Source organism: Streptomyces sp. NPDC057010 (genome assembly GCF_042673805.1).
Lineage (GTDB): Bacteria > Actinomycetota > Actinomycetes > Streptomycetales > Streptomycetaceae > Streptomyces.
Window position 1 is genome coordinate 1 of sequence record NZ_JBHUSC010000078.1, and the last position, 24,406, is coordinate 24,406.

The window sequence follows — 24,406 nt, forward strand, 5'->3', positions numbered from 1 at the left end:
CTTGTTGGGGCAGCACGGGTGGGGAGCGCGGAGCTGTATGGGCTGGGTAGGGATGCCGGCCAAGGACCAGTGATGGTGGGGCAGGACGTGGAGGATCGCTACGGTGTGGGAGGTGGCCCCGGTGCCCCTGGAGGGGAACCGGGCCCGGCCCGTGAAAGCGACTGCCGACGGACGGCGCGGCGCTTAGTTGTCGTCCTCGTCGATCAGGAAGCCCCGCATCGGCGACGGCGCCTGCATCGGCTGCGGCGCAGCCGGCCGCACCGGAGCCATCGGCTGGGTCATCGCGGGAGACATCTGCTGCTGGCCGCCGTACGAGGGGCCACCGCTCATCGGGGAGGGACCGCCCATGGGCGACGGGCCGCCCATCGAGGGCCCGCCCATGGAGTGCCCCATCGCACCGGCCGGAGCCATCGAGGGGGACGGCGACGGCGGGAGCGCCGGACCGGCCGGGTTGCGCGGCGGGGCCAGGGAGTCGTCGGCCTGGGTCTCCAGCTGGCGCAGCTGCGACTCCAGGTAGGACTTCAGACGCGTACGGTACTCACGCTCGAAGCCCCGCAGGTCCTCGACCTTGCGCTCCAGCGTGGCGCGGGCGGACTCCAGGGAGCCCATCGCGACGCGGTGCTTCTCCTGCGCGTCCCGCTCCAGCGCGTCGGCCTTGGCGCGGGCGTCCCGCTCCAGGCCCTCGGCGCGCGAGCGCGCCTCGCCGACGATCTTGTTGGCCTCGGAGCGGGCCTCCGCGATCGCCTGGTCGGCGGTCTGCTGCGCCAGCGACAGGACGCGGGCGGCGCTGTCGCCACCGGGGCCCTGCTGCGGAAGCTGCTGCGGCTGCTGCATCTGCTGCATCGGCTGACCCATGGGCTGCATCTGCTGCCCCATCGGCTGCATCTGCTGGCCCATGGGCTGCATCTGCTGGCCGAGCGGGTTCTGGCCGCCCATCGACTGCTGCTGGCCCATGCCCTGCGGTCCGCCCATGGGGTGCTGCTGCATGGGGCCGCCCATCGGGCCCGGACCCTGCGGTCCGTGTCCGCCGGGACCGGCCGGGAGCTGCGGCGCGCCGCCGGGCAGCTGGGGCGGGCCCATCTGCGGCTGCTGCTGCTGCGGCGGGCCGGATATGGCCGCCGGCACGGGGGCGCCCGGGCCGCGCTGGTCCTGGGGCTCCGGCTTGCGCATGCCCTGCTGCTGCTGGTTCTGCGCGGCGGCACGCGTGGCGGCAGCCAGCTTGGCGCGCAGGTCCTCGTTCTCGCGCAGCAGGCGCGTCAGCTCGGACTCGACCTCGTCGAGGAAGGCATCGACCTCGTCCTCGTCATAGCCTTCTCGCAGGCGGACGGTCGTGAACTGCTTGTTCCGCACGTCCTCGGGAGTCAGCGGCATGTCTTCTTCACCTCTACGTAGTCGTCGGCAGTCGGCAAGACCGTATCGGGATCGTCCCCGCGAGCGCGGAGAAGTTCATCGTTCATACGCTTCTCGCAGCACCGCTGACGAGACTGATGAGGATGTAAACGATGATCATCAGAACGAAGAAGGACAGGTCGAGTGCCACGCCCCCGAGACGCAACGGCGGAATGAATCGCCGGAGAAGCTTGAGCGGTGGGTCGGTGACAGTGTAGGTGGCCTCCAGAACGACCACCATCGCCTTGCCGGGCGTCCATGAACGTGCGAACTGGAACACGTAGTCCATGACCAGTCGGAAGATCAGCACGATGAGGAAGCACATCAGCGCGATGTAGACGACCTGCAGTGCGACACCCATCCCGCGCTTCCCTCTCCCCGTTCTCGCTCTGTTCCCGGCCCCGTGTCTGACGGATCGGTCTAGCTTTGGTTGAAGAACCCGCCCTCCGCGATGCGGGCCTTGTCCTCCGCCGTGACATCGACGTTAGCAGGCGACAGCAGGAACACCTTCTGTGTCACTCGTTCAATACTGCCGTGCAGACCGAAGACGAGACCGGCGGCGAAGTCCACGAGACGCTTCGCGTCCGTGTCGTCCATCTCCGTGAGATTCATGATCACCGGAGTGCCCTCACGGAAGTGTTCCCCGATGGTACGGGCCTCGTTGTAGGTCCGCGGGTGCAGCGTCGTGATGCGGTACGGCTCCCGCTCGGAGACCACCTTGGGCATGATCACGGGGGCGTTCTTCTCCAGGTTCGTGCGATCAGGTGTGATGGATGCCACGGGGGCAATTCGCGCAGGACGTCCGTTTTCCACCGGAATTGGGATAGGTTCGCGCTGCGCCGGGGGCTGTACGGCTCGTACCGGTTCGTCCGCTACGGGCGGTTGGTGCACGGGCTGCTGTCGGCGATCCCGGTCCCGGGCCCGCTCCGGTTCCGGCTCGGGCTCGAACTCGTCGTCGGGGTCGTACCCCGGGTTGTCGTACCGGTCGTCCTCCACGAGGCCGAGGTAGACCGCCATCTTGCGCATCGCGCCGGCCATTCTCTGAGTCCTCCGCTCTGTGGTGGATCGCCCTGTCGCAGGTGCCGCCGTGTCACGAATGTCACCAACTGCCCGCGATCCACGTGGCCTGCCCGCCCATCAGCGGGAATGACCATATTTTCTGCTGTGGTCCGACTTTCTTCGCGACGTTACCCGAGCCGGGGTCTCGCGCCGAGTACCGCAGTGCCGACGCGTACATGTGTCGCACCGGCCGCAACGGCCTGTTCCAGGTCCGAGCTCATCCCGGCCGACACCATCGTGGCAGCCGGATGGTCCGCGCGCAGGCGGGATGACAATTCCATCAGCCGCTCGAAGGCCGCCTGTTCGCGTCCCGCGTAGGGACCGGACAGCGGAGCGACGGTCATCAGCCCGTCGATCCGCAGTCCCGGAGCCCCTGCGACGAGGTCCGCCAACTCCGCGAGCTGCTCGGGTGCGGCGCCGCCCCGGGCCCCCCGCTCGCCCGACTCGGCGTCGAGGGCGATCTGCACGAGGCAGCCGAGTTCCCGGCCGGCGTTCGAGGCGGCGGTCGAGAGTGCGGTCACGAGCCGGGAGCGGTCGACGGACTGCACCACATGCGCGTATCCCGCCACGGAACGGACTTTGTTCGTCTGCAACTGGCCGACGAAGTGCCAGCTGAGCGGCAGATCCGCGCAGGCCGCCGCCTTGGGCGCGGCATCCTGGTCGCGATTCTCCGCTACATGACGGACACCCAGCTCCGCCAGCAGTCGTACGTCGCTCGCGGGATAGGTCTTGGTGACCACGATGAGCGTCACCTCTTCCCGCTTGCGTCCCGCGGTCGCGCAGGCGGACGAGATACGTTCCTCCACCCGCGCGAGGTTCTCCGCGAGTTCCGACTTACGGTCCGTCATTTACTGTTCCAACCAGACATATCCGGCAAGCCGCCCGGTCACCCGGTCGCGGCGGTACGAGAAGTGGTCCCGCGACTCCAGTGTGCAGACCGGGGATCGGCGGACGTCCACCACCCCCGCCTCCGCGAGCTGGGCGTGCACTCCGGCGACCACGTCGACGGCCGGGGTCCCCCAGCTCGTCTCGGCCCGTGCGGCCGGAACCGCCTCGGCCACCGCGTCCCGCATCTCGGCCGGCACCTCGTAGCAGCGCCCGCAGACGGCGGGTCCGGTCCGGGCGACGATCCGCCCGGGCTCGGCCCCGAGAGCGGTCATCGCCTCGACGGCCGCGGGGACCACCCCCGCCACCAGCCCCGGCCGCCCGGCGTGGGCGGCGCCCGCGACCCCGGCGACGGGGTCGGCGAGCAGGACCGGCGTGCAGTCGGCGGTGAGCACGGCGAGGGCGAGCCCGCGCCGGGCGGTCACCACCGCGTCCACGGCGGGGATCTCCCCGGGATCTCCCCAAGGTCCGTCCACCACCGCCACGTCGCGGCCGTGCACCTGGTTCATCCAGACCACCAGACCGGGGTCGAGTCCCAGGGACTTCGCCGCGAGCTCCCGGTTCGCGCGAACGGCGGCCGGGTCGTCTCCGACCGCGCCGCCGAGGTTGAGCTCTTCGTACGGAACGGCGCTCACTCCGCCCCACCGGTCGGTGAAGGCGAAGTGGGCGCCGCCCACGTTGTGCTGCTCCGGTGTCACTTCAAGAAGTCCGGTACGTCCAGTTCCTCGGCCGGGCTGTCCTGGTACGGCCGGGCCGTCGGGACCTGCGGCGCGGGGGCCTGGGCCTCGACCGGGGCCGCCTCGACGGGAGCCGGGGGCTCCTCGCGCGGGGTGACCGTGCCGAGTCCGCCGAAGGCCGGGCGGACCGGCTCGGGGGCGCGGACCGGCGCGGGGGCCGGCTCCTCGCGCTTGTTGGACGCGGCGCCGATGACGTTGTCCCGGCGGGCCGGGGGCTGTCCGCCGTCGAACCCGGCCGCGATGACGGTGACCCGCACCTCGTCGCCGAGCGCGTCGTCGATGACGGCACCGAAGATGATGTTCGCCTCGGGGTGCGCGGCCTCGCTCACCAGCTGCGCGGCCTCGTTGATCTCGAAGAGACCGAGGTCCGAGCCGCCGGAGATGGAGAGCAGCACGCCGCGGGCGCCGTCGATGGACGCCTCCAGCAGCGGCGAGGAGATCGCCATCTCGGCGGCGGCCACCGCGCGGTCGTCGCCGCGGGCCGAGCCGATGCCCATGAGGGCCGAGCCGGCCTCGGACATCACGGACTTGACGTCGGCGAAGTCGAGGTTGATCAGACCCGGGGTGGTGATGAGGTCGGTGATGCCCTGGACGCCGGAGAGCAGGACCTGGTCGGCCGACTTGAAGGCGTCGAGCACGCTGACCTGGCGGTCCGAGATGGACAGCAGCCGGTCGTTGGGGATGACGATGAGGGTGTCGACCTCTTCGCGGAGCTCGGCGATGCCGTCCTCCGCCTGGTTCGCGCGGCGCCGGCCCTCGAAGGTGAACGGGCGGGTGACCACGCCGATCGTCAGGGCACCCAGCGAGCGCGCGATGTTGGCGACGACGGGTGCGCCGCCGGTGCCGGTGCCGCCGCCCTCACCGGCGGTGACGAAGACCATGTCGGCCCCCTTGAGGACCTCCTCGATCTCCTCGCGGTGGTCCTCTGCCGCCTTGCGACCGACGGCCGGATTGGCACCGGCGCCGAGGCCCCGGGTGAGTTCACGGCCGACGTCGAGCTTGACGTCGGCGTCGCTCATCAACAGCGCCTGGGCGTCGGTGTTGATGGCGATGAACTCGACGCCCTTGAGACCGACCTCGATCATTCGGTTGATGGCATTGACACCACCGCCGCCGACACCGATGACCTTGATGACTGCGAGGTAGTTCTGCGGTGCTGCCACGTCGAAGGCCTCTCGCCTCGAGTTACGTGTCGCCGCCTCGCGGACCTGCGTTGCGACGACTGATGCCGAAATGGGGACGGTCCGAACGCGCCGACCCGAACCCTCACCCTGAAGTTTAGGGTTAGGGGTGTGTCCTGTTGCTGGATCCCATGGACTTCCGAACAGGACACTAAGTCGACAAGTAGCGCGTGTTCAACGAACACGCCGAACCTCCCGTTTTTCTTTTCACCCTATGTGATCACCCGTATCGCTGGCCAACCAGGGTGCGCCGCTGTTCGACCCGACGTCAACTCCCGGACACCGCGGGGGCGGTGGGGACGCTCACGTCGAAGTGTCCGGCCTTGGGTGCGGCTTTCAGCAGAGCGGTCAGCGCGCGCCCCTTCGCGCCGCTCTGTTCGCCGCTCCCCCACACCACACTGCGGCCCCGGGTGAGCTCCAGGACGACCGAATCGTACGAACCCACCTTGACCTGCACGGTCTCCTTGGCCACGGGTTCCGGGAGCGATCCGGCGACCAGAACGGCCTCGTGCAGCAGCCGTTCCTCGTCGAAGCGGCGGGCGCTCGGGGACTGTCCCGCGTTCAATTCGAGGACCGGAACGCCTGCGGGTGCTTTCGCGACAGTGTCGAATCGCACACCCGATGCGTCCACTTCGACGAAGTTGGCGTCCTTTTTGATGAGCAGGACCGGTTTGCGTTCCGTCACTTTCAGCCCGATTCCGTGCGGCCAGGCCCGCACCACATCGACCGAATCGATGCGCGGCAGCCGGCCGCGGACGCGCTCCTCGATCTCGTCGGTGTCGACGCTCACGAGGGGTTCGCCTACGGGAACGGCCGCCGCGGCCAGCACCTGCTCGGGGGTGAGCACCTCGGTGCCGGTCGCGGCGACCTTCTCGACGCGGAGCCAGGAGGAGCCGTAGAGCGCCCAGAAGCCGCCCCCGGCGAGGAGCACCGCGGCGGCCAGGGAGGCCAGCACGGGGCCCCGGCGCGGCTTTCCGCCGGGGCCCTGCGGGCCGGATCCGCGCCACCGCTTGGACGGCTTCGGGGGCTTGGGCGGCTCGGGCGGGCCGGAGCCCTTGCGGGCGGGCCGGTCGGAACCCCGGCTCCCGCGCTGTGCGGTCGTCGCTCCGGCCACTCCTGTGCCTCCTGCGCTAGCGGTTCCTGTGGGCTGCGATCGCCTCGTACACCATGCCGACCAGCAGCTCGTCGGCGTCGCGGCGGCCGAACTCACCGGCCGCACGGGACATCTCGTACAGACGGTGCGGGTCGGACAGCACCGGGAGGACCTGGCCCAGCACCCACTCGGGCGTCAGTTCCGCGTCGTCGACGAGCAGGCCGCCGCCGGCCTTGACCACCGGCTGGGCGTTGAGTCGCTGTTCGCCGTTGCCGATGGGCAGCGGGACGTAGGCGGCGGGGAGCCCGACGGCGGACAGTTCGGCGACGGTCATCGCGCCCGCGCGGCACAGCATCATGTCGGCGGCGGCGTACGCGAGGTCCATCCGGTCCACGTACGGTACCGGCACATACGGCGGCATCCCGGGCATGTTGTCGACACGCGGCAGTTCGTTCTTCGGCCCGACGGCGTGCAGGATCTGGATCCCGGAGCGCTGGAGGGTCGGAGCGATCGCCTGGATCGTCTCGTTGAGACGGCGGGCACCCTGCGAGCCGCCGGAGACCAGCAGCGTCGGCAGGTTGGGGTCCAGGCCGAACGCGGCGCGCGCCTCCGGGCGTACGGCGGCCCGGTCGAGGGTGGAGATGGAGCGCCGCAGCGGGATGCCCACGTAGCGGGCGCCGCGCAGCTTGCTGTCGGGGGTGGAGACCGCGACGGCGTGCGCGTAGCGGGAGCCGATCTTATTGGCCAGTCCCGGCCGGGCGTTGGCCTCGTGGACGATGATCGGCACCCCGAGCCGTTTGGCCGCGAGGTAGCCGGGCAGGGCCACGTAGCCGCCGAAGCCGACGACGCAGTCGGCCTTGGTGCGGGTGAGGATCTCCTCGGCCGCCTTGATGGTGCCGCGCAGCCGCCCGGGGACGGTGATCAGCTCCGGGGTCGGCTTGCGGGGCAGCGGAACCGCGGGGATCAGCCCCAGTTCGTATCCGCGTTCCGGCACGAGGCGGGTCTCAAGCCCGCGCTCGGTGCCGAGGGCGGTGATGCCCACTGAAGGGTCCTGCCTGCGCAGGGCGTCCGCGAGGGCGAGCGCCGGCTCGATGTGGCCGGCGGTCCCCCCACCGGCGAGTACGACATGCACCGAAATTCACCGCTCTCCGGACGGACGCTTCTTGACGCGCCGTCTCATCGACTTCCATCTCACCACGGTCCGCCTCCAGCCGGTCTTCGGCTGTCGCATCGCGAGGGCCGCGCGCGCTGCCGGCTCCTCCCGCGCGAAGGCGATGAGCAGTCCGACCGCGAACATGGTCGGCAGCAGGGCTGACCCACCGTACGAGAAGAGCGGGAGCGGGACTCCGGCGATCGGCAGCAGGCCGAGCACCGCACCGATGTTGATCACGGCCTGGGCCGTGATCCAGGTGGTCACGCCTCCCGCGGCAAACCGTACGAAGGAGTCCTCCGTGCGTCCGGCCACGCGGATACCCGCATAGCCTAGAGCCGCGAACAGGGCGAGCACCGACAGCGTCCCCGCCAGACCCAATTCCTCCCCGGTGATGGCGAAGATGAAGTCGGTGTGGGCTTCGGGTAGTTGCCCCCATTTTTCCACACTGGCACCCAAACCGGAACCGAACCATCCGCCCGAGGCGAGGGCGTAGATCCCGTGGACCGCCTGCCAGCACAGGTCGTTCCTGCCCGGATCGGTCGCGCCGATGCACTCCAGCCGGTCCATCCGGTGCGGACTGGTCTTGATCAGCAGTGCGACGATCACACCGGCGAACGCCAGCACGCCGACGAACAGCCGCGTCGGGGCGCCCGCGAGCCAGAGCAGGCCGAACAGGACGGCACCGAGGATCATCGCGGTGCCCATGTCCCCGCCCAGCATGATCAGGCCGAGCAGCAGGAAGGCCACCGGGACCAGCGGCACCAGCAGGTGCTTCCACTGGCTGAGCAGCCCCTTGTCGCCCTTGCGCGCCAACAGGTCGGCGCCCCACAGGATCAGCGCCAGCTTGCCGAACTCACTGGGCTGCAACATGAACGGACCGCCAAGGGAGATCCAATTCTGGTTGCCGTTGATCGAGACCCCTATCCCGGGGACCTGCACCAGGACCATCAGGAACAGCGTTCCGGCGAGCACCGGATACGACAGGGCCCGGTGCAGCTTGACCGGCATCCGGGAGGCGACCAGCATCAACAGGGTGCCGATCAGGGCCGCCAGGAACTGCTTCTTGAAGAAGTAGGCGTCGCCCAGGCCGAGCTGGAGGGCCTTGATCATGGAGGCCGAGTAGACCATCACCAGGCCGAGCACGGTGATGAGCAGCGAGCTGCCGAAAATCAGGTAATACGCCGTGAGCGGGCGGTCCCAGGCCCTGCGCAACTGCCGCTGCGTCCGCCGCAGCCGGGCCAGCGGCCCGCGCGCGGCGGGCCGCCTGAGACTCACGGCGGGGCGTTTGCGACCCTGCGCCTTCACGGCGGACGGCCGCCGCCCCGGCAGCATCTGCTTGGCCGGCATCTGTGATCTTCCCCTCCACTCGTACGAGGCGAGCAGCCGGCCGGAGAGACCCGTTCCAGGAGCCCTGCCTAGGCGCTGTCGGCGGCCAGTTCGCGCACCGCGTCGGCGAACGCGTCCCCACGCTTGTTGTAGTTCGCGAACATGTCCATCGAGGCGCAGGCAGGCGCCAGCAGGACCGTGTCGCCGCGCTCGGCGAGCCGGGCCGCTTCCCGGACCGCTGCGAGCATCGCCCCAGTGTCGGTCCGGTCGAGGTCGACGACCGGGACCTCGGGGGCGTGTCGCGCCAGCGCATCGGCGATCAGCGCCCGGTCGGCGCCCATCAGCACCACGCCGCGCAGCCGCTTCGCGGACTTCTGTACGAGCTCGTCGAAGGTGGCGCCCTTGGCGAGGCCGCCGGCGATCCAGACGACCGGCTCGAAGGCGGCCAGGGAGGCTTCGGCCGCGTGCGTGTTGGTGGCCTTGGAGTCGTCGACGTACGTGACCCCCTCCACCACGTCCACGTGCGCGACGCGGTGGGCGTCCGGGCGGAAGTCGCGCAGTCCGTCGCGGACCGCGCGCGGCTCCACGCCGAAGGCGCGGGCCAGGGCCGCCGCGGCGAGCGCGTTGGCGATGTTGTGCGGGGCGGGCGGGTTGACGTCCTCGACCTGCGCGAGCTCCTGGGCGTTCTTCTGCCGGTTCTCGACGAAGGCCCGGTCGACGAGGATGCCGTCGACGACGCCGAGCATGGAGGGGCCGGGGGCGCCGAGGGTGAAGCCGATCGCCCGGCAGCCCTCTTCGACGTCGGCGTTCTCGACCAGCTTCTCGGTGGCCGGGTCGGCGACGTTGTAGACGCAGGCCACCCGGTTGCCCTCGTAGATCCGGCCCTTGTCGGCGGCGTACGCCTCCATGGAGCCGTGCCAGTCGAGGTGGTCGGGGGCCAGGTTGAGCACGGCCGCGGAGTGGGCGCGCAGCGAGGGCGCCCAGTGCAGCTGGTAGCTGGAGAGCTCGACGGCGAGTACGTCGTAGTGCTGCTCGCCGAGGACCACGTCGATGATGGGCGTGCCGATGTTGCCGACCGCGGCGGTGCGCAGGCCCGCGGCCTTCAGGATCGAGGCCAGCATCTGCGTGGTGGTGGTCTTGCCGTTCGTACCGGTGATGGCCAGCCATTCGGCTGCGCCGCGTACGGGTGCCTCGGCGGAGCCGGTGGGCCCGGCCGCACCGCCGGTGCCCTCCAGGGCCTGCGCCGCATCACCCGTGCCGGCCGTGCCGGCGGTGCCGGGTGCACCGCCCGAGGCGCCCTTCGGGCTCGCCTCGGCGCGGGCGGCGCGCAGCGCCACGCCCGCTTCGCGCAGGCGCCAGGCGATCTCGACGTCGCCCACGACGTCCACCCCGGCCTTGGCCGCCTCCAGGAACAGCGGGCTGTCGGGCTTCCAGCCCGGTGAGGTGACGACCAGCTCGGTGCCCTCGGGCAGGGTCTCCCCCGCGCGGGTCCCGTCGGGCAGGTGACCGAGGCGTACCTCGATGCCGAGCTCGGCGAGTTCGGCGGCCTTCGCCCGGTGCGCGTCGCCGTCGCCGTTGTCGACGGCGGTGACCGTCGCGCCGAGCGCGGCCAGCGCCCGGGCGGCACTGACGCCGCTCACGCCGAGACCGGCGACCGTGATCCGGCCCGGCAGGCCGAACCGGCCCAGGGCGTCTGGGCCGAGTACGCCGGCCAGGTCGGTGGTGCTCACTTGTCTGCTGCCCATCCCGCGTAGAAGAGACCGAGACCCACGATCACGCACATGCCCTGGATGATCCAGAACCGGACCACGACGAGGACTTCGGACCAGCCCTTGAGTTCGAAGTGGTGCTGGAGGGGGGCCATCCGGAAGACGCGCTTACCGGTCAGCTTGAAGGAGCCGACCTGGATGACGACCGACATCGTGATGAGGACGAAGAGGCCGCCGAGGAGCGCCATCAGGAACTCCGTGCGGGAGCAGATGGCGAGGCCCGCGAGCGCGCCGCCGAGGGCGAGCGAGCCGGTGTCGCCCATGAAGATCTTGGCGGGCGAGGTGTTCCACCACAGGAAGCCGAAGCAGGCGCCCATCAGGGCGGAGGCGACCACGGCGAGGTCGAGCGGGTCGCGCACCTCGAAGCAGGCGTTCGGGTTCGTCAGGGTCTGCGCGTTGATGCAGGACTCCTGGAACTGCCAGACGCCGATGAAGGTGTAGGCGCCGAAGACCATCACGGCGGCGCCGGTGGCCAGGCCGTCCAGACCGTCGGTCAGGTTCACGCCGTTGGACATGGCCAGGATCATGAACAGCGCCCAGACCACGAAGAGCACCGGGCCGATGGACCAGCCGAAGTCCGTGACGAACGACAGCTTGGTGGAGGCCGGGGTGAGCCCGCGCGAATCCCTGAACTGGAGGGCGAGCACCGCGAAGGCGATGCCGACGATCAGCTGGCCGGCCATCTTGGCCTTGGCCCGCAGGCCGAGCGAGCGCCGCTTGACGATCTTGATGTAGTCGTCGAGGTAGCCGACCAGGCCCATGCCGGCCATCAGGAAGAGCACCAGCAGGCCCGAGAAGGTCGGCTCGCTGCCGGTGATGACCTTCGTCAGGGCGTACGCGATGAGCGTGGCCAGGATGAAGGAGATGCCGCCCATGGTGGGCGTGCCCTTCTTCCCCGCGTGGCCGCGCGGGCCGTCGTCGCGGATGAACTGGCCGTAGCCCTTGCGGGCCAGCAGCTTGATCAGCAGCGGGGTGCCGATGATGGTGAGGAACATGCCGATGACACCGGCGAACAGGATCTGCCTCATCGGTCGGCGACCTCGCCCTCGCGCTCCAGCAACGCCAGCGCGACCCGCTCCAGTCCGATCGACCTGGAAGCCTTCACCAGCACGACGTCACCCGGGCGCAGTTCACTGCGCAACAGGTCGACCGCCGCCTGCGCGTCGGACACGAGCACCGACTCCTCACCCCACGAACCCTCGTTATATGCGCCCAGTTGCAGCCAGGACGCTTCCCTGCCCCCGACTGCGACGAGCCTGCTCACGTTGAGCCGGACGGCAAGCCGCCCCACCGCGTCGTGCTCGGCCAGCGATGCGTCACCGAGTTCGGCCATGGGGCCGAGCACCGCCCACGTGCGTCCCCCGTTCGCCCTGGCGGCGCCGCCCATCGCGGCAAGCGCGCGCAGGGCGGCCCGCATGGACTCCGGGTTCGCGTTGTAGGCGTCGTTGACGATCGTGACGCCGTCCGCCCTCTCGGTGACCTCCATCCGCCACCGGGACAGGGTGCCCGCTCCGGAGAGCGCGGTGGCGATCTCCTCGACGGACATGCCCAGTACATGGGCGACGGCGGCCGCGGCGAGCGCGTTCGACACGTGGTGCTCACCGTACAGCCGCAAGGTCACATCACTGCACCCGGTCGGTGTGTGGAGTGTGAAGGCGGGCTGTCCCCCGGGGGTCATCCGGACCTCGGTGGCGCGTACGTCGGCGTCCTCGGCCTCGCCGAACAGGACCGTACGGGCCTTCGTGCGGGCCGACATGGCGCGCACCAGCAGGTCGTCGGCGTTGAGGACGGCGATCCCGCCCTCGGCCTCGGAGGGCAGGGCCTCGACCAGCTCCCCCTTGGCCTGGGCGATCTGCTCGCGGCCGCCGAACTCGCCGATGTGGGCGGTGCCGACGTTGAGGACGAGCCCGATGCGCGGCGGGGTCAGGCCGGTGAGGTAGGCGATGTGGCCGATCCCGCGGGCCCCCATCTCCAGCACCAGGTGGCGGGTTTCCGCGGTGGCCTTGAGGGCGGTGAGCGGCAGACCGATCTCGTTGTTGAGGGAGCCGGGAGTCCACACGGTGGGGGCGTGGGCCTGGAGCACCTGGGCGATCAGGTCCTTGGTGGAGGTCTTGCCGGCCGAGCCGGTCAGGGCCACCACGTCGGTGCCGAGCCGCTCGACGACGGCCCGGGCGAGGGCGCCGAGCGCCTTCTCGACATCGGGGACGACGATGGCGGGTACGCCGACCGGCCGGGCCGCGAGAACGGCGGCGGCTCCGGCCTCGATCGCGCGCCCGGCGTAGTCGTGGCCGTCGACGTGTTCGCCGTCGAAGGCGGCGAACAGGCTGCCGGCCTCCACCTGGCGGGAGTCGATGACGACGGGCCCGCTGATCCGCACGGACGGATCCGGTATGTCGTGGGGCCGCCCGCCGGTGATGTCGGCGATCTCGGCGAGGGAAAGGGCGATCACTGGTCCACCTCGGCCTGCTGGAGCGCGTCGTTCTTCGGTACGTCGTTCTTCAGCGCTGCCTCGATGGCCGCGCGGAGCACTTCGCGGTCGTCGAAGGGCCGTACGACACCCGCGGTGTCCTGGCCCTGCTCGTGGCCCTTGCCCGCCACCAGCACGGTGTCGCCGGGCTCGGCGCGCGCGACGGCGGCGGCGATCGCCGCGGCCCGGTCGGCGTCGACCAGGACGGTGCCGCGCTCGGCGGGCGGTACGGACACGGCGCCTTCGAACATCGCGGCGAGGATCGCGAGGGGGTCCTCGGAGCGCGGGTTGTCGGAGGTCAGGACGGCCACGTCGGCGTAGCGGGCGGCGGCGGCGCCCATGGGGCCCCGCTTGGTGGTGTCGCGGTCGCCGCCGCAGCCGAGGACGATGTGCAGCCTGCCGGTGGTGACCTCGCGCAGGGCGCGCAGCACGGACTCGACGGCGTCGGTCTTGTGCGCGTAGTCGACGACGGCCAGGTACGGCTGGCCCGCGTCCACCCGCTCCAGCCGGCCGGGGACCCCGGGGACCGCGGCGACGCCGTCGGCGGCGGTCTGCGGGTCGAGGCCGGCGGCGGCGAGCGTGACGATCGCGGCGACGGTGTTGGCGACGTTGAACGGGCCGGGCAGCGGGGCGGTGGCCCGTACGCGCTGTCCTTCGGGGCCGGTCAGGGTCAGGGTGGAGCTCGCCGGTCCGAAGACCACGTCCTCGGCGCGCCAGTCGGCGGCCGGGTCGCCCGCGGCGGAGAAGGTGACGACCGGGACCGTCGCCTCCTTGGCGAGGCGGCGCCCGTACTCGTCGTCGAGGTTGACCACGCCCAGGCGGGCCCGGCGGGGGGTGAAGAGCCCCGCCTTCGCCTGGAAGTAGTCCTCCATGTCGGAGTGGAACTCCATGTGCTCCGGGCTGAGGTTGTTGAAGACGGCGACGTCGAAGACGCAGCCGTCGACCCGGCCGAGCACCAGGGCGTGGCTGGAGACCTCCATGGCGACGGCCTCGACCCCGCGCTCGCGCATGACCGCGAAGAGGGCCTGGAGGTCGGTGGCCTCGGGGGTGGTCCGCTCGGACTTGATGCGCTCGTCGCCGATGCGCATCTCGACGGTGCCGACGAGTCCGGTGCTGCGGCCCGCCGCGCGCAGGCCGCCCTCGACGAGGTACGCCGTGGTGGTCTTGCCGGAGGTGCCGGTGATGCCGATCTGGAGGAGGCCTTCGCCGGGGCGGCCGTAGATCGCGGCGGCGAGCTCGCCCATCCGGCCGCGCGGGTCCTCGACGGTGAGGACGGGCAGGCCGGTCGCGGCGGCGCGCTGCGCCCCCGCGGGGTCGGTCAGCACGGCCGCGGCGCCGAGGCCCGCGGCCTGGGCGGCGAAGTCGGCGCCGTGCGTCCTGGCTCCCGCCAGGGCGGCGTACAGGTCGCCGGGGCGCACGGCACGGGAGTCGTGCGTGATGCCGGTGATCTGAACGGCGCCGGACTCGGGCAGACCCAGCAGGTCGGCCAGCTCGCCCAGAGGGGTCGGGCGGGCGGACACGGGCCGGGGCGCTCCCGGCGGCGCTGCCGGGGCGTCTTTCTGGGTGGTTCTGGGCTGATCAGCGTGGGGCACGGCGGTGAGCGTACCGGGCGCGGCGGGCCGGTCGCGAAGTGAGGGCCCGCCCTGGGCGCCGGCGGCCGACTGGTTCCCGGGTTTCGGGGTGATCGTTGTCACTGATGGTGCCTCACGCTTTTCTGGCCGGGCGGTGGGTCACTGACCGGGCTGCGGACTGGGCTGCGGGGCGGGCTGCGGGGCCGGCTGCGGGGCGGCTTCGAAGGTGACCGGGAGGCCGGCCGGGGCCGTGCCCGTCGGGGCGACCTGGAGGGTCTTCAGGGCGAACTCCATGACCTTCTTGTAGATCGGGCCGCAGATCTGGCCGCCGAAGTAGCTGCCCTTCGTGGGGTTCTGGATCGCGCAGTAGACGGTGATGCGCGGGTTGTCGGCGGGCGCGAACCCGGCGAAGGAGGCGGTGTAGCCCTTGTAGCGGCCGGTGGCCGGATCCACCCGGTTGGAGGTGCCGGTCTTGCCGCCGACCCGGTAGCCGGGGATCTTCGCCTTGGTGCCGGTGCCCTCCTGGTCGTCCACGACCGATTCGAGCATCTCGGAGAGGGCCTTGGCGGTCTCCGGGCTGATCACCTGGGTCTGCTCGGGCGCCGGGGCAGGGGTGAAGCGCCCGTCGGGCCCCTTGGTGCCGCGCACCAGGGTCGGGGTGATCCGCACTCCGCCGTTGGCGATGGTGGAGTACACGGAGGCCGCCTGCATGGCGTTGAGGGACAGGCCCTGGCCGAAAGGGATCGTGTACTGCTGGGAGGTGGACCAGTCCTGGGGCTTGGCGAGGATGCCGCGGGACTCCCCCGGATAGTTCAGCCCGGTCGGCCGCCCGATGCCGAACTTGTCCAGGTACGAGTACAGGACCTTGTTGGCCTCGGGCTGGGTGGGCCCGAGCTGGCCGGTGGCCAGGATGGTGCCGATGTTGGAGGACTTGGCGAGGACCCCGTTCAGGGTCAGGTACCAGGTCGGGTGGTCGATGTCGTCCTTGAACAGCCGGTCGCCGCGGTGGAGCCGGTTGGGGACCTCGACGTGGGTCTCCGGGGTGGCCTTCTTCTCCTCCAGTACGGCGGCCATCGACATCACCTTGGCGGTGGAGCCGGGCTCGTACACGTCCTGGAGCGCGGCGTTGCCCATGGCGGTGGAGCGGGCGCGGGTCAGGTCGTTGGGGTCGAAGCCGGGGGCGTTGGCCATGGCCAGGACCTCGCCGGTGCGGGTGTCCTGGACGATGACGTAGCCGCGGTCGGCCTCGGACTTCTGGACCTGTTCGGTGATGGCGCTCTGCGCCGCCCACTGGATGTCGCGGTCGATGGTCAGCTCGATGTCCTCGCCGGGCACGGCGGGCTTCTCGCTGGAACCGGCGGTCGGCACGCGGCGGCCGCCCGACTGGGCGTAGGTGACCTCGCCGTCCTTGCCGGACAGCTTCTTGTCGAGGGAGGACTCCAGGCCGCCGGCGCCCTTGCCCTCGGCGTTGACGTAGCCCAGTATCCCGGCGGCGAGGTCGCCGCCCGGGTACACGCGCTTGCTGCTGTCCTCCTTGAACACGCCGGCCAGGACGTTCGCGCCGGGGCCGTTGTTCCTCTTGTCGGCCTCGGCCTTGTCCGCGAAGACCTTCTTGAGGTCCTTGATCTGGTTCCAGACCTGGGGGGTCTGGCGGTGGGCGAGGACGACGTAGCGGCTGTTCTTGGTGCCCAGCTTCTGGGCGATCTCCTTGGCGTCCTTGCCGAGGATGGGCGACAGGAGGGCGGCGGCCTGCTCGGGGGCGTCCGGGGCCTTGCTGTCCTGCGGGGTGAACATCTTCGGGTCGGCGGTGATGTCGTACGCGTCGACGCTGGTGGCGAGGGCCACGCCCTTGCGGTCGGTGATCTCCCCGCGCTCGGCGGCCAGCCTGACGCTGGTGTAGCGGTTCTTGGAGGCCTCGGCGGAGAAGGCGGAGGCGTCGACGGCCTGTACCTGGAGCAGGCGGACGACGAAGGCGACCATGACGAGCGTCAGCCCGACACTGACGAGGCGCAGGCGGGGGCGGGGGCTGCCGAGCCGGATGGTGTGCGGCGTGCGCTGCGCGGCGGGCCGCCGCGTCGCGGGCCGCGAGGCCGCCCGGGCCGTCCCCCTGGCAGGCCCGGGCACCCGCCGCCGCGGCGGCTCCTGCGGGCTCACCGCCCCACCGCCTGGTGCCCTGCGGGCCGCCTCCTGGGGCTCCGCCCCAGACCCCGCGCCTCAAACGCCGGCGGGGCGGGATTTGGCCGCTGCCGTCCGCCTGGTGCGGCTGGTTTGCCGCGCGGCGGCAAATCCGGCCTCGCCGGCGTTTGAGGCACGGGGGTCCGGGCGGAGCCCGGGGAACGGTGGAAGGGCGGGGTGGGGGAAGGCCCCGCAGGGATCCGCGTCACGACGTCACCTTCCGGAAGGCTGGTTGGGCTGCGGGGTCGGGCCGGCTGCCGCCGCTGACTGCGACGGCGTAGCCGCGGGTGAGGGGGACTGCGCGCCGGGCGACGGCGACGGGGACGGCGGGGGCGGTGGCTCGGCCTCGGACGCAGTGCCGGTGATCTTGCCGTCGGGGCCGATGAAGACCGGGCTGCCGCCCGGGACGAGGCCCAGCTCCTGCGCCCGCCGCTGCAGCGCCTCCGGCGCCGAGTAGCCGTCCACGTCCCGCTGGAGCGCCTGCTCCTCGTCCGTGAGCGCGGTGGTCTCCTTCTTCAGCCTGGTCAGCTGGAAGGAGCCCTCGTTCAGCGCCGAGTTCAGCAGCAGCAGGCTGATCAGGCCCCCGGCGAGCAGCGCCACGACCAGCAGGACGAACGGCATCCGCGCGGCCTGCCCGCCCGGCCGCCCCGGCCTCCCCGGCCGGGCGGCGGGCCCGCCGAGCGCGCGGCCCACCCGGGCCGCCCGCCCGCGCGTCAGCGTGGCGAACCGGCCGGCCCGCCCGGCCGCGCCACTGCCGCCGCCACCGCCGCCCGCCGCCGTCACAGCCGCGCCTCCCGGATGCGTTCGACGCCGCGGAACCTCGCCGGGGCGGCCCGCCGGTTCTCGGCGATCTCCTCCTCGGTGGGCAGTTCCGCCCCGCGCGTGAGCAGCTTCAGCTTCGGCTGGTACTTCTCCGGCACCACCGGCAGCCCCGGCGGAGCCGTGGAGGCCGCGCCCGCCGCGAAGACCTGCTTGACGAGGCGGTCCTCCAGCGAGTGGTACGAGAGCACCGCGATCCGCCCGCCGACCGCGATCCGGTCCACCGCCGCCGGAATGGCCTTCTCCAGCCCCGACAGCTCGCCGTTGACCTCGATCCGCAGCGCCTGGAAGGTCCGCTTGGCGGGGTTGCCGCCGGTCCGCTTCGCGGCCTGCGGCAACGCGTCGCGGATCAGCTCGACCAGCCGGGCGCTGTTGGTGAAGGGCTCCTTCTCCCGCTCCCGCACGATCGCGGACACGATCCGCTTGGCCTGCTTCTCCTCGCCGTACTGGCGCAGGATCCGTACGAGCTCGCCCGGCGCGTAGGTGTTGAGGACCTCGGCGGCGCTGATGCCCGTCGTCTGGTCCATGCGCATGTCCAGCGGCGCGTCCTGCGCGTACGCGAACCCGCGGTCGGCCTCGTCGAGCTGCATGGAGGAGACGCCCAGGTCGAAGAGGATGCCCTGGACGGACGGGATGCGCAGGCCGTCGAGGACCTCGGCCAGGTCGGCGTAGATCGCGTGGACGAGGGTGGCCCGGTCGCCGAAGGGCGCGAGCCGCTCCCCGGAGAGCCGCAGGGCCTCCTTGTCGCGGTCGAGGCCGATCAGGTGAACCTCGGGGAACCGGGTCAGCAGGGCCTCGCTGTGGCCGCCGAGGCCGAGGGTGCAGTCGACGACGACGGCCCCGGGCCCCTCCAGCGCCGGGGCCAACAGGTCCAGGCACCGCTGGAGCATCACCGGGACATGTCGGGACTCGCTAGTCAAAGCGCCCTCTCAGATAACGGCGCGACAGGCGTACGTACGCGCCGCGCACGCGGAGTCTTCGGGGCCGGGCGGCCGGTCAGGGCCGGGCTCCGGCCGGTTCGCGCCACTTTAGTGCAACGGTCGCCGCGGTCAACGAACCGCCTCGCGCGCCGTGCGCGTCGCCGTCAGGACCCCCGGAACCGAACCCGCAATTGCCGCGAATCACCCTGTTGGCCGCCTCCCCCTCACCCCTGTGGGTTAGCTCACAACAAGGCTTGTTGACCTTCTTTGTCCACCCTCACTCAGTGCTTGCACCCGCTGTGACCATTACCGTCTAACCATGACGACTTCCGCATCCCTGCCTGCAGAGTCCGCGCCCAAGGCATCGGCCGGCGGCTCCGTCACCGACCGGCTGGTCGAGGCGAACCGCACCTACGCGGAGAAATTCACCGACCCCGGCATGGACGCCCGTCCCGTCCTGCACGTGGCGGTCGTGGCCTGCATGGACGCCCGCCTCGACCTGCACAAGGCCCTCGGCCTCGAACTCGGCGACTGTCACACGATCCGCAACGCGGGCGGTGTGGTCACCGACGACACCATCCGCTCCCTCACCATCAGCCAGCGCGCCCTCGGCACCCGCTCGGTGATACTCATCCACCACACCGGCTGTGGTCTGGAGAGCCTGACCGAGGACTTCCGGCACGAGCTGGAGGACGAGGTCGGCCAGCGCCCGGCCTGGGCCGTCGAGGCCTTCCGGGACGTGGACCAGGACGTCCGCCAGTCCATGCAGCGGGTCCGCACCAACCCCTTCCTGCTGCACAAGGACGATGTGCGAGGCTTCGTCTTCGACGTGCACACCGGTCTTCTGCGGGAGATCGATCCCAGCTCTGAGTGACACAGGGCCGTAACGCCGTCAAGAATGCGGGGAGACACCCCCCGGGACCCCCCGGGGCGGTGTCCGTGTTTGGGGTGGGCCGGTTCATGCGCCGCGGGCGTCGGCCCTGGATTGGGCCGAGGAGAACCAGGTGACCACGTATGACGACCGAGCGAGCCTCGCGGATCTGACGAGCACGGCGGAGCGGGTGCGCCAGTCGGTCGAGAGCGTGATCGAGGGCAAGCCCGAGGTCGTCCGCCTCGCGCTGACCGTCCTGCTCGCCGAGGGGCACCTGCTGATCGAGGACGTGCCCGGCGTCGGCAAGACCATGCTGGCCAAGACCCTCGCCAAGTCGATCGACTGCTCGGTGAGCCGCATCCAGTTCACCCCGGACCTGCTGCCCTCCGACATCACCGGTGTCAGCATCTACGACCAGCAGCGCCGCGAGTTCGAGTTCAAGCCGGGCGCGATCTTCGCGCAGATCGTCATCGGCGACGAGATCAACCGCGCCTCGCCGAAGACCCAGTCGGCGCTGCTGGAGTCGATGGAGGAACGCCAGGTCACCATCGACGGCACCACGTACACGCTGCCCAGCCCCTTCATGGTCGTCGCCACCCAGAACCCGGTGGAGATGGAGGGCACCTACCCGCTGCCCGAGGCGCAGCGCGACCGCTTCATGGCCCGCGTCTCCGTCGGCTACCCGAGCCCCGAGGCCGAGCTCCAGATGCTCGACGTGCACGGCGGGCTCTCCCCGCTCGACGACCTGACCGCGGTCGCACACGCCCACGAGATCGTCAAGCTCATCGAGGCCGTCCGCGAGGTCTACGTGGCCGAGCCCGTCCGTCGCTACGTCGTCGACCTGGTCTCCGCCACCCGCCACCACCCGGACCTGCGCCTGGGCGCCTCGCCCCGCGCCACCCTGCACCTGCTGCGCGCCGTGAAGGCCTCCGCCGCGCTCGCCGGCCGGGACTACGTGCTGCCCGACGACGTCCAGGCGCTGGCCACCCCCGTCCTCGCGCACCGGCTGCTGCCCACCGCCCAGGCCCAGCTGAACCGGCGCACCGCCGAGCAGGTCGTCGGCGACATCCTCCAGCGCACCCCCGTCCCGGCAGCGCACGCCCGCGGCGAGATGCCGCCCGGCGCCGGCATCCGGGGCTTCTGATGAGCGCCGGTGCCCCGCGCGGCGCCGGCCGCCCGGAAGGCGGGCTCCGCGCTTCGCTGTCCGGTCTGACCACCCGCGGCCGCTCCTTCCTGGCCGCCGGGATCGCCGCCGCGGCGTGCGCGTACGTGCTGGGCCAGGGCGAACTGCTCCGGGTCGGCCTGCTGCTCGCCGCCCTGCCGCTGATCTGCGTCCTCGCCCTGCACCGCACCCGCTACCGGGTCTCCGGGAGCCGCCGGCTGACCCCGGGGCGGGTGCCCGCGGGCGGCGAGGCCCGGGTGCAGCTGCGCATGGACAACGTCTCCCGGCTGCCCACGGGCCTGCTGATGCTCCAGGACCGGGTGCCGTACGTGCTCGGGCCCCGGCCGCGGTTCGTCCTGGACCGGGTCGAGCCCGGCGGGCGCCGCGAGGTGTCCTACCGGGTCCGCTCCGACCTGCGCGGCCGCTATCCGCTCGGCCCGCTCCAGCTGCGGCTGACCGACCCCTTCGGGCTGGTCGAGCTCACCCGCTCCTTCAGCACCTACGACACCCTGACCGTCATCCCGCGCACGGAGCCGCTCTCCCCCCTCCACCTGGCGGGCGAGTCCTCCGGCTACGGCGACGGGAGCCGCCGCTCGCTGGCCCTGGCCGGCGACGACGACGTGATCCCGCGGACCTACCGGCGCGGCGACGACCTGCGCCGGGTGCACTGGCGCTCCACCGCCCGCTACGGCGAGCTGATGGTGCGCCGCGAGGAGCAGCCCCAGCGCAGCCGGGCCACCGTCCTGCTGGACACCCGGCGCATCGCCTTCGAGGGCGCGGGCCCCGACTCCGCCTTCGAGTGGGCCGTCTCCGGGGCCGCCTCGGCCCTGGTGCACCTGCTGGAGCAGGGCTTCTCGGTGCGGCTGCTCACGGACACCGGCAACTCGGTGCCCGGTGAGGGCGGCGGCGGCTTCTCCTCCGGCGGGCACGAGTCCGCGGAGGCCGCCGGGCTGATGATGGACACCCTCGCGGTGGTCGGGCACTCGGACGGCGCGGGACTCTCCCGCGCCTACGACGCGGTGCGCGGCGGCGGATTCGGCGGAGCCGGCTCCGAGGGGCTCCTCATCGCCTTCTTCGGAGACCTCGACGACGTACAAACGGAAATGGCGGCCAGGATGCGCCAGCGCGCCGGGGGTGCGGTGGCTTTCGTACTGGACTCCGCGACCTGGGCCGGCCAGCCCGCGCAGAACCACGCCGTGCTCCCGCTGGAGCAGCGGCTGAGCAGGCTGCGCGACGCGGGCTGGACGGCGCTGGCCGCCCCGCCCGGGGTGGCCTTCGGCGAACTGTGGCGCCACGCCGGGACCGCGCGCCTGAGCACGGGAACCTCCGGGGGGCGGGCATGAGCGGGCGGGCGAGACTGACGGTTTTCGCGGCACTGGCGACCCTGCTCACCTCGTGGTCGCTGGTCCCGCTGGTCGACTCGGCGGGCTGGCTGCTCCAGGCGGCCCTGCTGCTGACCGTACAGAGCACGGTGGGCGCCGCCGCCCGGCGCGTGCCGCTGGCCCGGTCGCTGACGGTGGCCGCCCAGCTGCTGGTGTCGCTGGTGCTGCTCGCGTTCCTCTTCGGCGGCAAGGCCGGGACCGGCGGCTCCGGGCCCGTGGCCTATCTGGTGACGGACTTCGGGGCGTTGTTCCGGCGCGGTGTGCAGGACGTGGGCGAGTTCGCGATCCCGGCGCCGCTGACGGACGGCATCCGGCTGCTGCTGGTCTGCGGGGTGCTGCTGATCGGGCTGCTGGTGGACGTACTGGCGGTGACCGTACGCACGGCCGCCGCGGCCGGGCTGCCGCTGCTCGCGCTGTACTCGGTGGCCGCGGGCCTGTCCGGCGGCGGGGAGGCCTCCTGGTTCTCCTTCCTGCTGGCGGGCGCCGGCTACCTGATGATGCTGCTGGCCGAGGGCCGCGACCGGCTGGCCCAGTGGGGCCGGGTCTTCGGCGGGGCCCCACGCGAGCGGGTCTCGGCCGCCTCCGGCCTGGGCGGCGGCAGGGGCGGTCAGGCGACGGCCCCGGTGCGGACCGGCCGGCGCATCGGCGCGGTGGCCTTGGGTCTGGCGCTGGCCGTGCCGGCGGCGCTGCCCGCGCTCGGCGGCGGACTGCTCGGCGGGCAGGGCGAGGCCGAGGGCGGCGGCAGCGGGGCCGGCGGGACGATCTCGGCGGTCAACCCGCTGGTCTCCCTGCAGAGCAACCTGAACGCGCAGGACAACCGGGTGGTGCTGAAGTACCGGACGGACAGCCCGCAGCAGGGCGAGCAGTACCTGCGGATCCTGGCGCTGGACGAGTTCAACGGGGTCAAGTGGGAAGCCTCCGGGCGGCCCCTGACCGACGTGCCGCAGCGGCTGCCGAATCCGCCCGGGCTCACCGAGCAGATCCGGGCGGGCGCGCTCGAGGTGCGCACCAGCATCTCCGCGGCGGACAGCTACACGCAGCGCTACCTGCCGATGCCGTACCCGGCGACGCAGGTGGACATCGGCGGGAAGTGGCGGTTCGAGCCGGCCGGCCGGACGCTGGTCGGCGACCAGCTGGGCAAGGAGAAGTACCAGAACGTCCAGGGCGCGATGTACACCGTGCGCAGCCTGCTGCTGCGGCCGACGGCCCAGCAGCTGCAGAAGGCTCCCGCGGCGGACCAGGCGGTCCGCGAGGAGTACACGAAGCTGCCGGACAACCTGCCGCCGGTGGTCTCCGACACGGCCCGCCAGGTGACGCAGGGCGCGAAGGACGACTACACGCGGGCCGTGAAGCTGCAGGACTTCTTCGCGGTGAGCGGTGGGTTCCGCTACAACACGAGGACGGCCTCCGGTACGGGTCCGCAGGCGGTCGCCCGCTTCCTCGCCGACAAGGAGGGCTTCTGCATCCACTTCGCCTTCTCGATGGCGGCGATGTCCCGGTCGCTGGGCATCCCGGCGCGGGTGGCCGTGGGCTTCACGCCGGGCGAGAAGCAGTCGGACGGCAGCGTGAACGTGTCCATGCGGGACGCGCACGCGTGGCCGGAGCTGTACTTCGAGGGTGTGGGGTGGACGCGGTTCGAGCCGACGCCCCGGTCGGGCATCAACGTGCCGGACTACTCCCGGCCGCAGGCCCCGGCGGCCCAGCCGTCGGCGCCGGCGGCGCTGCCCTCGCAGGCCGCGCCGGAGCCGTCGGCCGCGCCGTCGAAGGCGGACGACTGCCCGCCGGAGCTGAAGAAGCTCGGCGAGTGCGGGGCGGCTGCGCCCGCGCAGGGTCCGAAGGGCGACTCCGGCCCGTCGGTGACGGCGGTGATCGGCTGGGCGGCGGGGATCCTGGCGGTCCTGGCCCTCCCCCTGCTCCCTCTGCTGTGGCGCAACCGCGTACGGGCGCGGCGGCTGGGCACCGGGGAGGTGGCGGCGGCCTGGCGTGAGCTGGGGGATGCCGCGTGGGACGTGGGCGTGCCGCCGGACGGGGCGCTGTCGCCGCGGCGGGCGGCGGGGCGGATCGTGGAGCTGGGCCGGCTGGACGCGGAGTCCGCCGGGGCGGTCCACCGGGTCGCGGGCGCCGTCGAGCGCGCCCTGTACGCCCCGCCGGGGTCGGCGGCGGCGTACCCGACCCTGGCGGCCGACGTCCTGCGGACCCGGGCGGGCCTCCTGTCCTCGGCGAGCCGCAGCACCCGCCTCCGGGCGCTCCTCCTCCCGCGCTCGGCGGCGCGCGTCGCCTGGGCGCTCTCCTCCCGCTGGTCGGCCCTGACCGGCACCCTGTCCACCCGCTGGTCGGCGCTCCTCCTCCGCCTCCCCCTGCGGGGCCGCGGCTGAGCCCGGGGGGCGGCCCTGCGGGGCTGTCCCCCACCCCACCCTTCCACCGTTCCCCGGGGCTCCGCCCCGGAC

20 protein-coding genes are annotated in these 24,406 nt (G+C 72.1%); 4 read left to right on the forward strand and 16 right to left on the reverse strand.

Annotated features, from left to right (window positions below):
• Window positions 1-183: 183 nt before the first annotated feature.
• The 16 genes from ACFTXQ_RS34285 to rsmH all read right to left on the reverse strand — a co-directional run bounded on the left by ACFTXQ_RS34285 (window position 184) and on the right by rsmH (window position 18,544).
• Window positions 184-1,371 carry a DivIVA domain-containing protein gene (locus ACFTXQ_RS34285; protein ID WP_382648869.1) on the reverse strand — a complete coding sequence of 396 codons (1,188 nt, stop codon included), beginning with the start codon at window positions 1,369-1,371 and terminating at the stop codon, window positions 184-186.
• Window positions 1,372-1,453: 82 nt separating this feature from the next.
• On the reverse strand, window positions 1,454-1,750 hold the full coding sequence (locus ACFTXQ_RS34290; RefSeq protein ID WP_361758163.1) for a YggT family protein: 297 nt from the start codon (window positions 1,748-1,750) through the stop codon (window positions 1,454-1,456).
• Window positions 1,751-1,809: 59 nt separating this feature from the next.
• Entirely contained in the window at window positions 1,810-2,427 is a 618-nt protein-coding gene (locus ACFTXQ_RS34295) for a cell division protein SepF (RefSeq protein ID WP_382648873.1), read from the reverse strand.
• 149 nt (window positions 2,428-2,576) lie between these two features.
• A complete protein-coding gene (locus ACFTXQ_RS34300) occupies window positions 2,577-3,296 on the reverse strand; it encodes a YggS family pyridoxal phosphate-dependent enzyme (protein ID WP_382648875.1) in 720 nt (239 codons plus the stop codon).
• Window positions 3,297-4,031, reverse strand: coding sequence for a peptidoglycan editing factor PgeF (gene pgeF, locus ACFTXQ_RS34305; protein ID WP_382648877.1), 735 nt, complete (start codon window positions 4,029-4,031; stop codon window positions 3,297-3,299). It lies immediately after the preceding gene.
• Window positions 4,028-5,233, reverse strand: coding sequence for a cell division protein FtsZ (gene ftsZ / locus ACFTXQ_RS34310; RefSeq protein WP_382648879.1), 1,206 nt, complete (start codon window positions 5,231-5,233; stop codon window positions 4,028-4,030). Before ftsZ ends, pgeF begins: the two co-directional genes overlap by 4 nt.
• 286 nt (window positions 5,234-5,519) lie before the next feature.
• Window positions 5,520-6,365 carry a cell division protein FtsQ/DivIB gene (locus ACFTXQ_RS34315; protein ID WP_382648882.1) on the reverse strand — a complete coding sequence of 282 codons (846 nt, stop codon included), beginning with the start codon at window positions 6,363-6,365 and terminating at the stop codon, window positions 5,520-5,522.
• Window positions 6,366-6,381: 16 nt separating this feature from the next.
• A complete protein-coding gene (gene murG, locus ACFTXQ_RS34320; RefSeq protein WP_382648885.1) occupies window positions 6,382-7,476 on the reverse strand; it encodes an undecaprenyldiphospho-muramoylpentapeptide beta-N-acetylglucosaminyltransferase in 1,095 nt (364 codons plus the stop codon).
• 6 nt (window positions 7,477-7,482) lie between these two features.
• Entirely contained in the window at window positions 7,483-8,844 is a 1,362-nt protein-coding gene (ftsW, locus tag ACFTXQ_RS34325; protein WP_382648888.1) for a putative lipid II flippase FtsW, read from the reverse strand.
• Window positions 8,845-8,912: 68 nt separating this feature from the next.
• Complete coding sequence (gene murD, locus ACFTXQ_RS34330) at window positions 8,913-10,568, reverse strand: UDP-N-acetylmuramoyl-L-alanine--D-glutamate ligase (RefSeq protein WP_382648890.1); 1,656 nt, start codon at window positions 10,566-10,568, stop codon at window positions 8,913-8,915.
• Window positions 10,550-11,620 carry a phospho-N-acetylmuramoyl-pentapeptide-transferase gene (mraY, locus tag ACFTXQ_RS34335; protein ID WP_382648893.1) on the reverse strand — a complete coding sequence of 357 codons (1,071 nt, stop codon included), beginning with the start codon at window positions 11,618-11,620 and terminating at the stop codon, window positions 10,550-10,552. Before mraY ends, murD begins: the two co-directional genes overlap by 19 nt.
• A complete protein-coding gene (murF, locus tag ACFTXQ_RS34340; protein ID WP_382648896.1) occupies window positions 11,617-13,041 on the reverse strand; it encodes a UDP-N-acetylmuramoyl-tripeptide--D-alanyl-D-alanine ligase in 1,425 nt (474 codons plus the stop codon). The genes mraY and murF overlap by 4 nt, the downstream gene beginning before the upstream one ends.
• Window positions 13,038-14,753 (reverse strand): UDP-N-acetylmuramoyl-L-alanyl-D-glutamate--2,6-diaminopimelate ligase, encoded by a 1,716-nt coding sequence (locus ACFTXQ_RS34345; RefSeq protein WP_382648899.1) that lies wholly within the window; start codon window positions 14,751-14,753, stop codon window positions 13,038-13,040. The genes murF and ACFTXQ_RS34345 overlap by 4 nt, the downstream gene beginning before the upstream one ends.
• A 36-nt stretch (window positions 14,754-14,789) precedes the next feature.
• Complete coding sequence (locus ACFTXQ_RS34350; RefSeq protein WP_382648902.1) at window positions 14,790-16,784, reverse strand: peptidoglycan D,D-transpeptidase FtsI family protein; 1,995 nt, start codon at window positions 16,782-16,784, stop codon at window positions 14,790-14,792.
• A 234-nt stretch (window positions 16,785-17,018) separates the two neighbouring features.
• Window positions 17,019-17,588 (reverse strand): hypothetical protein, encoded by a 570-nt coding sequence (locus ACFTXQ_RS34355; RefSeq protein ID WP_382648905.1) that lies wholly within the window; start codon window positions 17,586-17,588, stop codon window positions 17,019-17,021.
• On the reverse strand, window positions 17,585-18,544 hold the full coding sequence (gene rsmH / locus ACFTXQ_RS34360) for a 16S rRNA (cytosine(1402)-N(4))-methyltransferase RsmH (protein ID WP_382648908.1): 960 nt from the start codon (window positions 18,542-18,544) through the stop codon (window positions 17,585-17,587). Before rsmH ends, ACFTXQ_RS34355 begins: the two co-directional genes overlap by 4 nt.
• Window positions 18,545-18,863: 319 nt before the next feature.
• On the opposite strand from rsmH, the gene ACFTXQ_RS34365 reads away from it, so the two are divergent.
• The 4 genes from ACFTXQ_RS34365 to ACFTXQ_RS34380 all read left to right on the forward strand — a co-directional run bounded on the left by ACFTXQ_RS34365 (window position 18,864) and on the right by ACFTXQ_RS34380 (window position 24,334).
• Complete coding sequence (locus ACFTXQ_RS34365; protein ID WP_382648911.1) at window positions 18,864-19,418, forward strand: beta-class carbonic anhydrase; 555 nt, start codon at window positions 18,864-18,866, stop codon at window positions 19,416-19,418.
• A 130-nt stretch (window positions 19,419-19,548) separates the two neighbouring features.
• Window positions 19,549-20,559: an AAA family ATPase gene (locus ACFTXQ_RS34370; RefSeq protein ID WP_382648914.1), complete on the forward strand. Its 1,011-nt coding sequence runs from the start codon at window positions 19,549-19,551 to the stop codon at window positions 20,557-20,559.
• Window positions 20,559-21,920: a DUF58 domain-containing protein gene (locus ACFTXQ_RS34375; RefSeq protein ID WP_382648916.1), complete on the forward strand. Its 1,362-nt coding sequence runs from the start codon at window positions 20,559-20,561 to the stop codon at window positions 21,918-21,920. The genes ACFTXQ_RS34370 and ACFTXQ_RS34375 overlap by 1 nt, the downstream gene beginning before the upstream one ends.
• Entirely contained in the window at window positions 21,917-24,334 is a 2,418-nt protein-coding gene (locus tag ACFTXQ_RS34380; protein ID WP_382648919.1) for a transglutaminaseTgpA domain-containing protein, read from the forward strand. The genes ACFTXQ_RS34375 and ACFTXQ_RS34380 overlap by 4 nt, the downstream gene beginning before the upstream one ends.
• The last annotated feature ends 72 nt before the right edge of the window (window positions 24,335-24,406 follow it).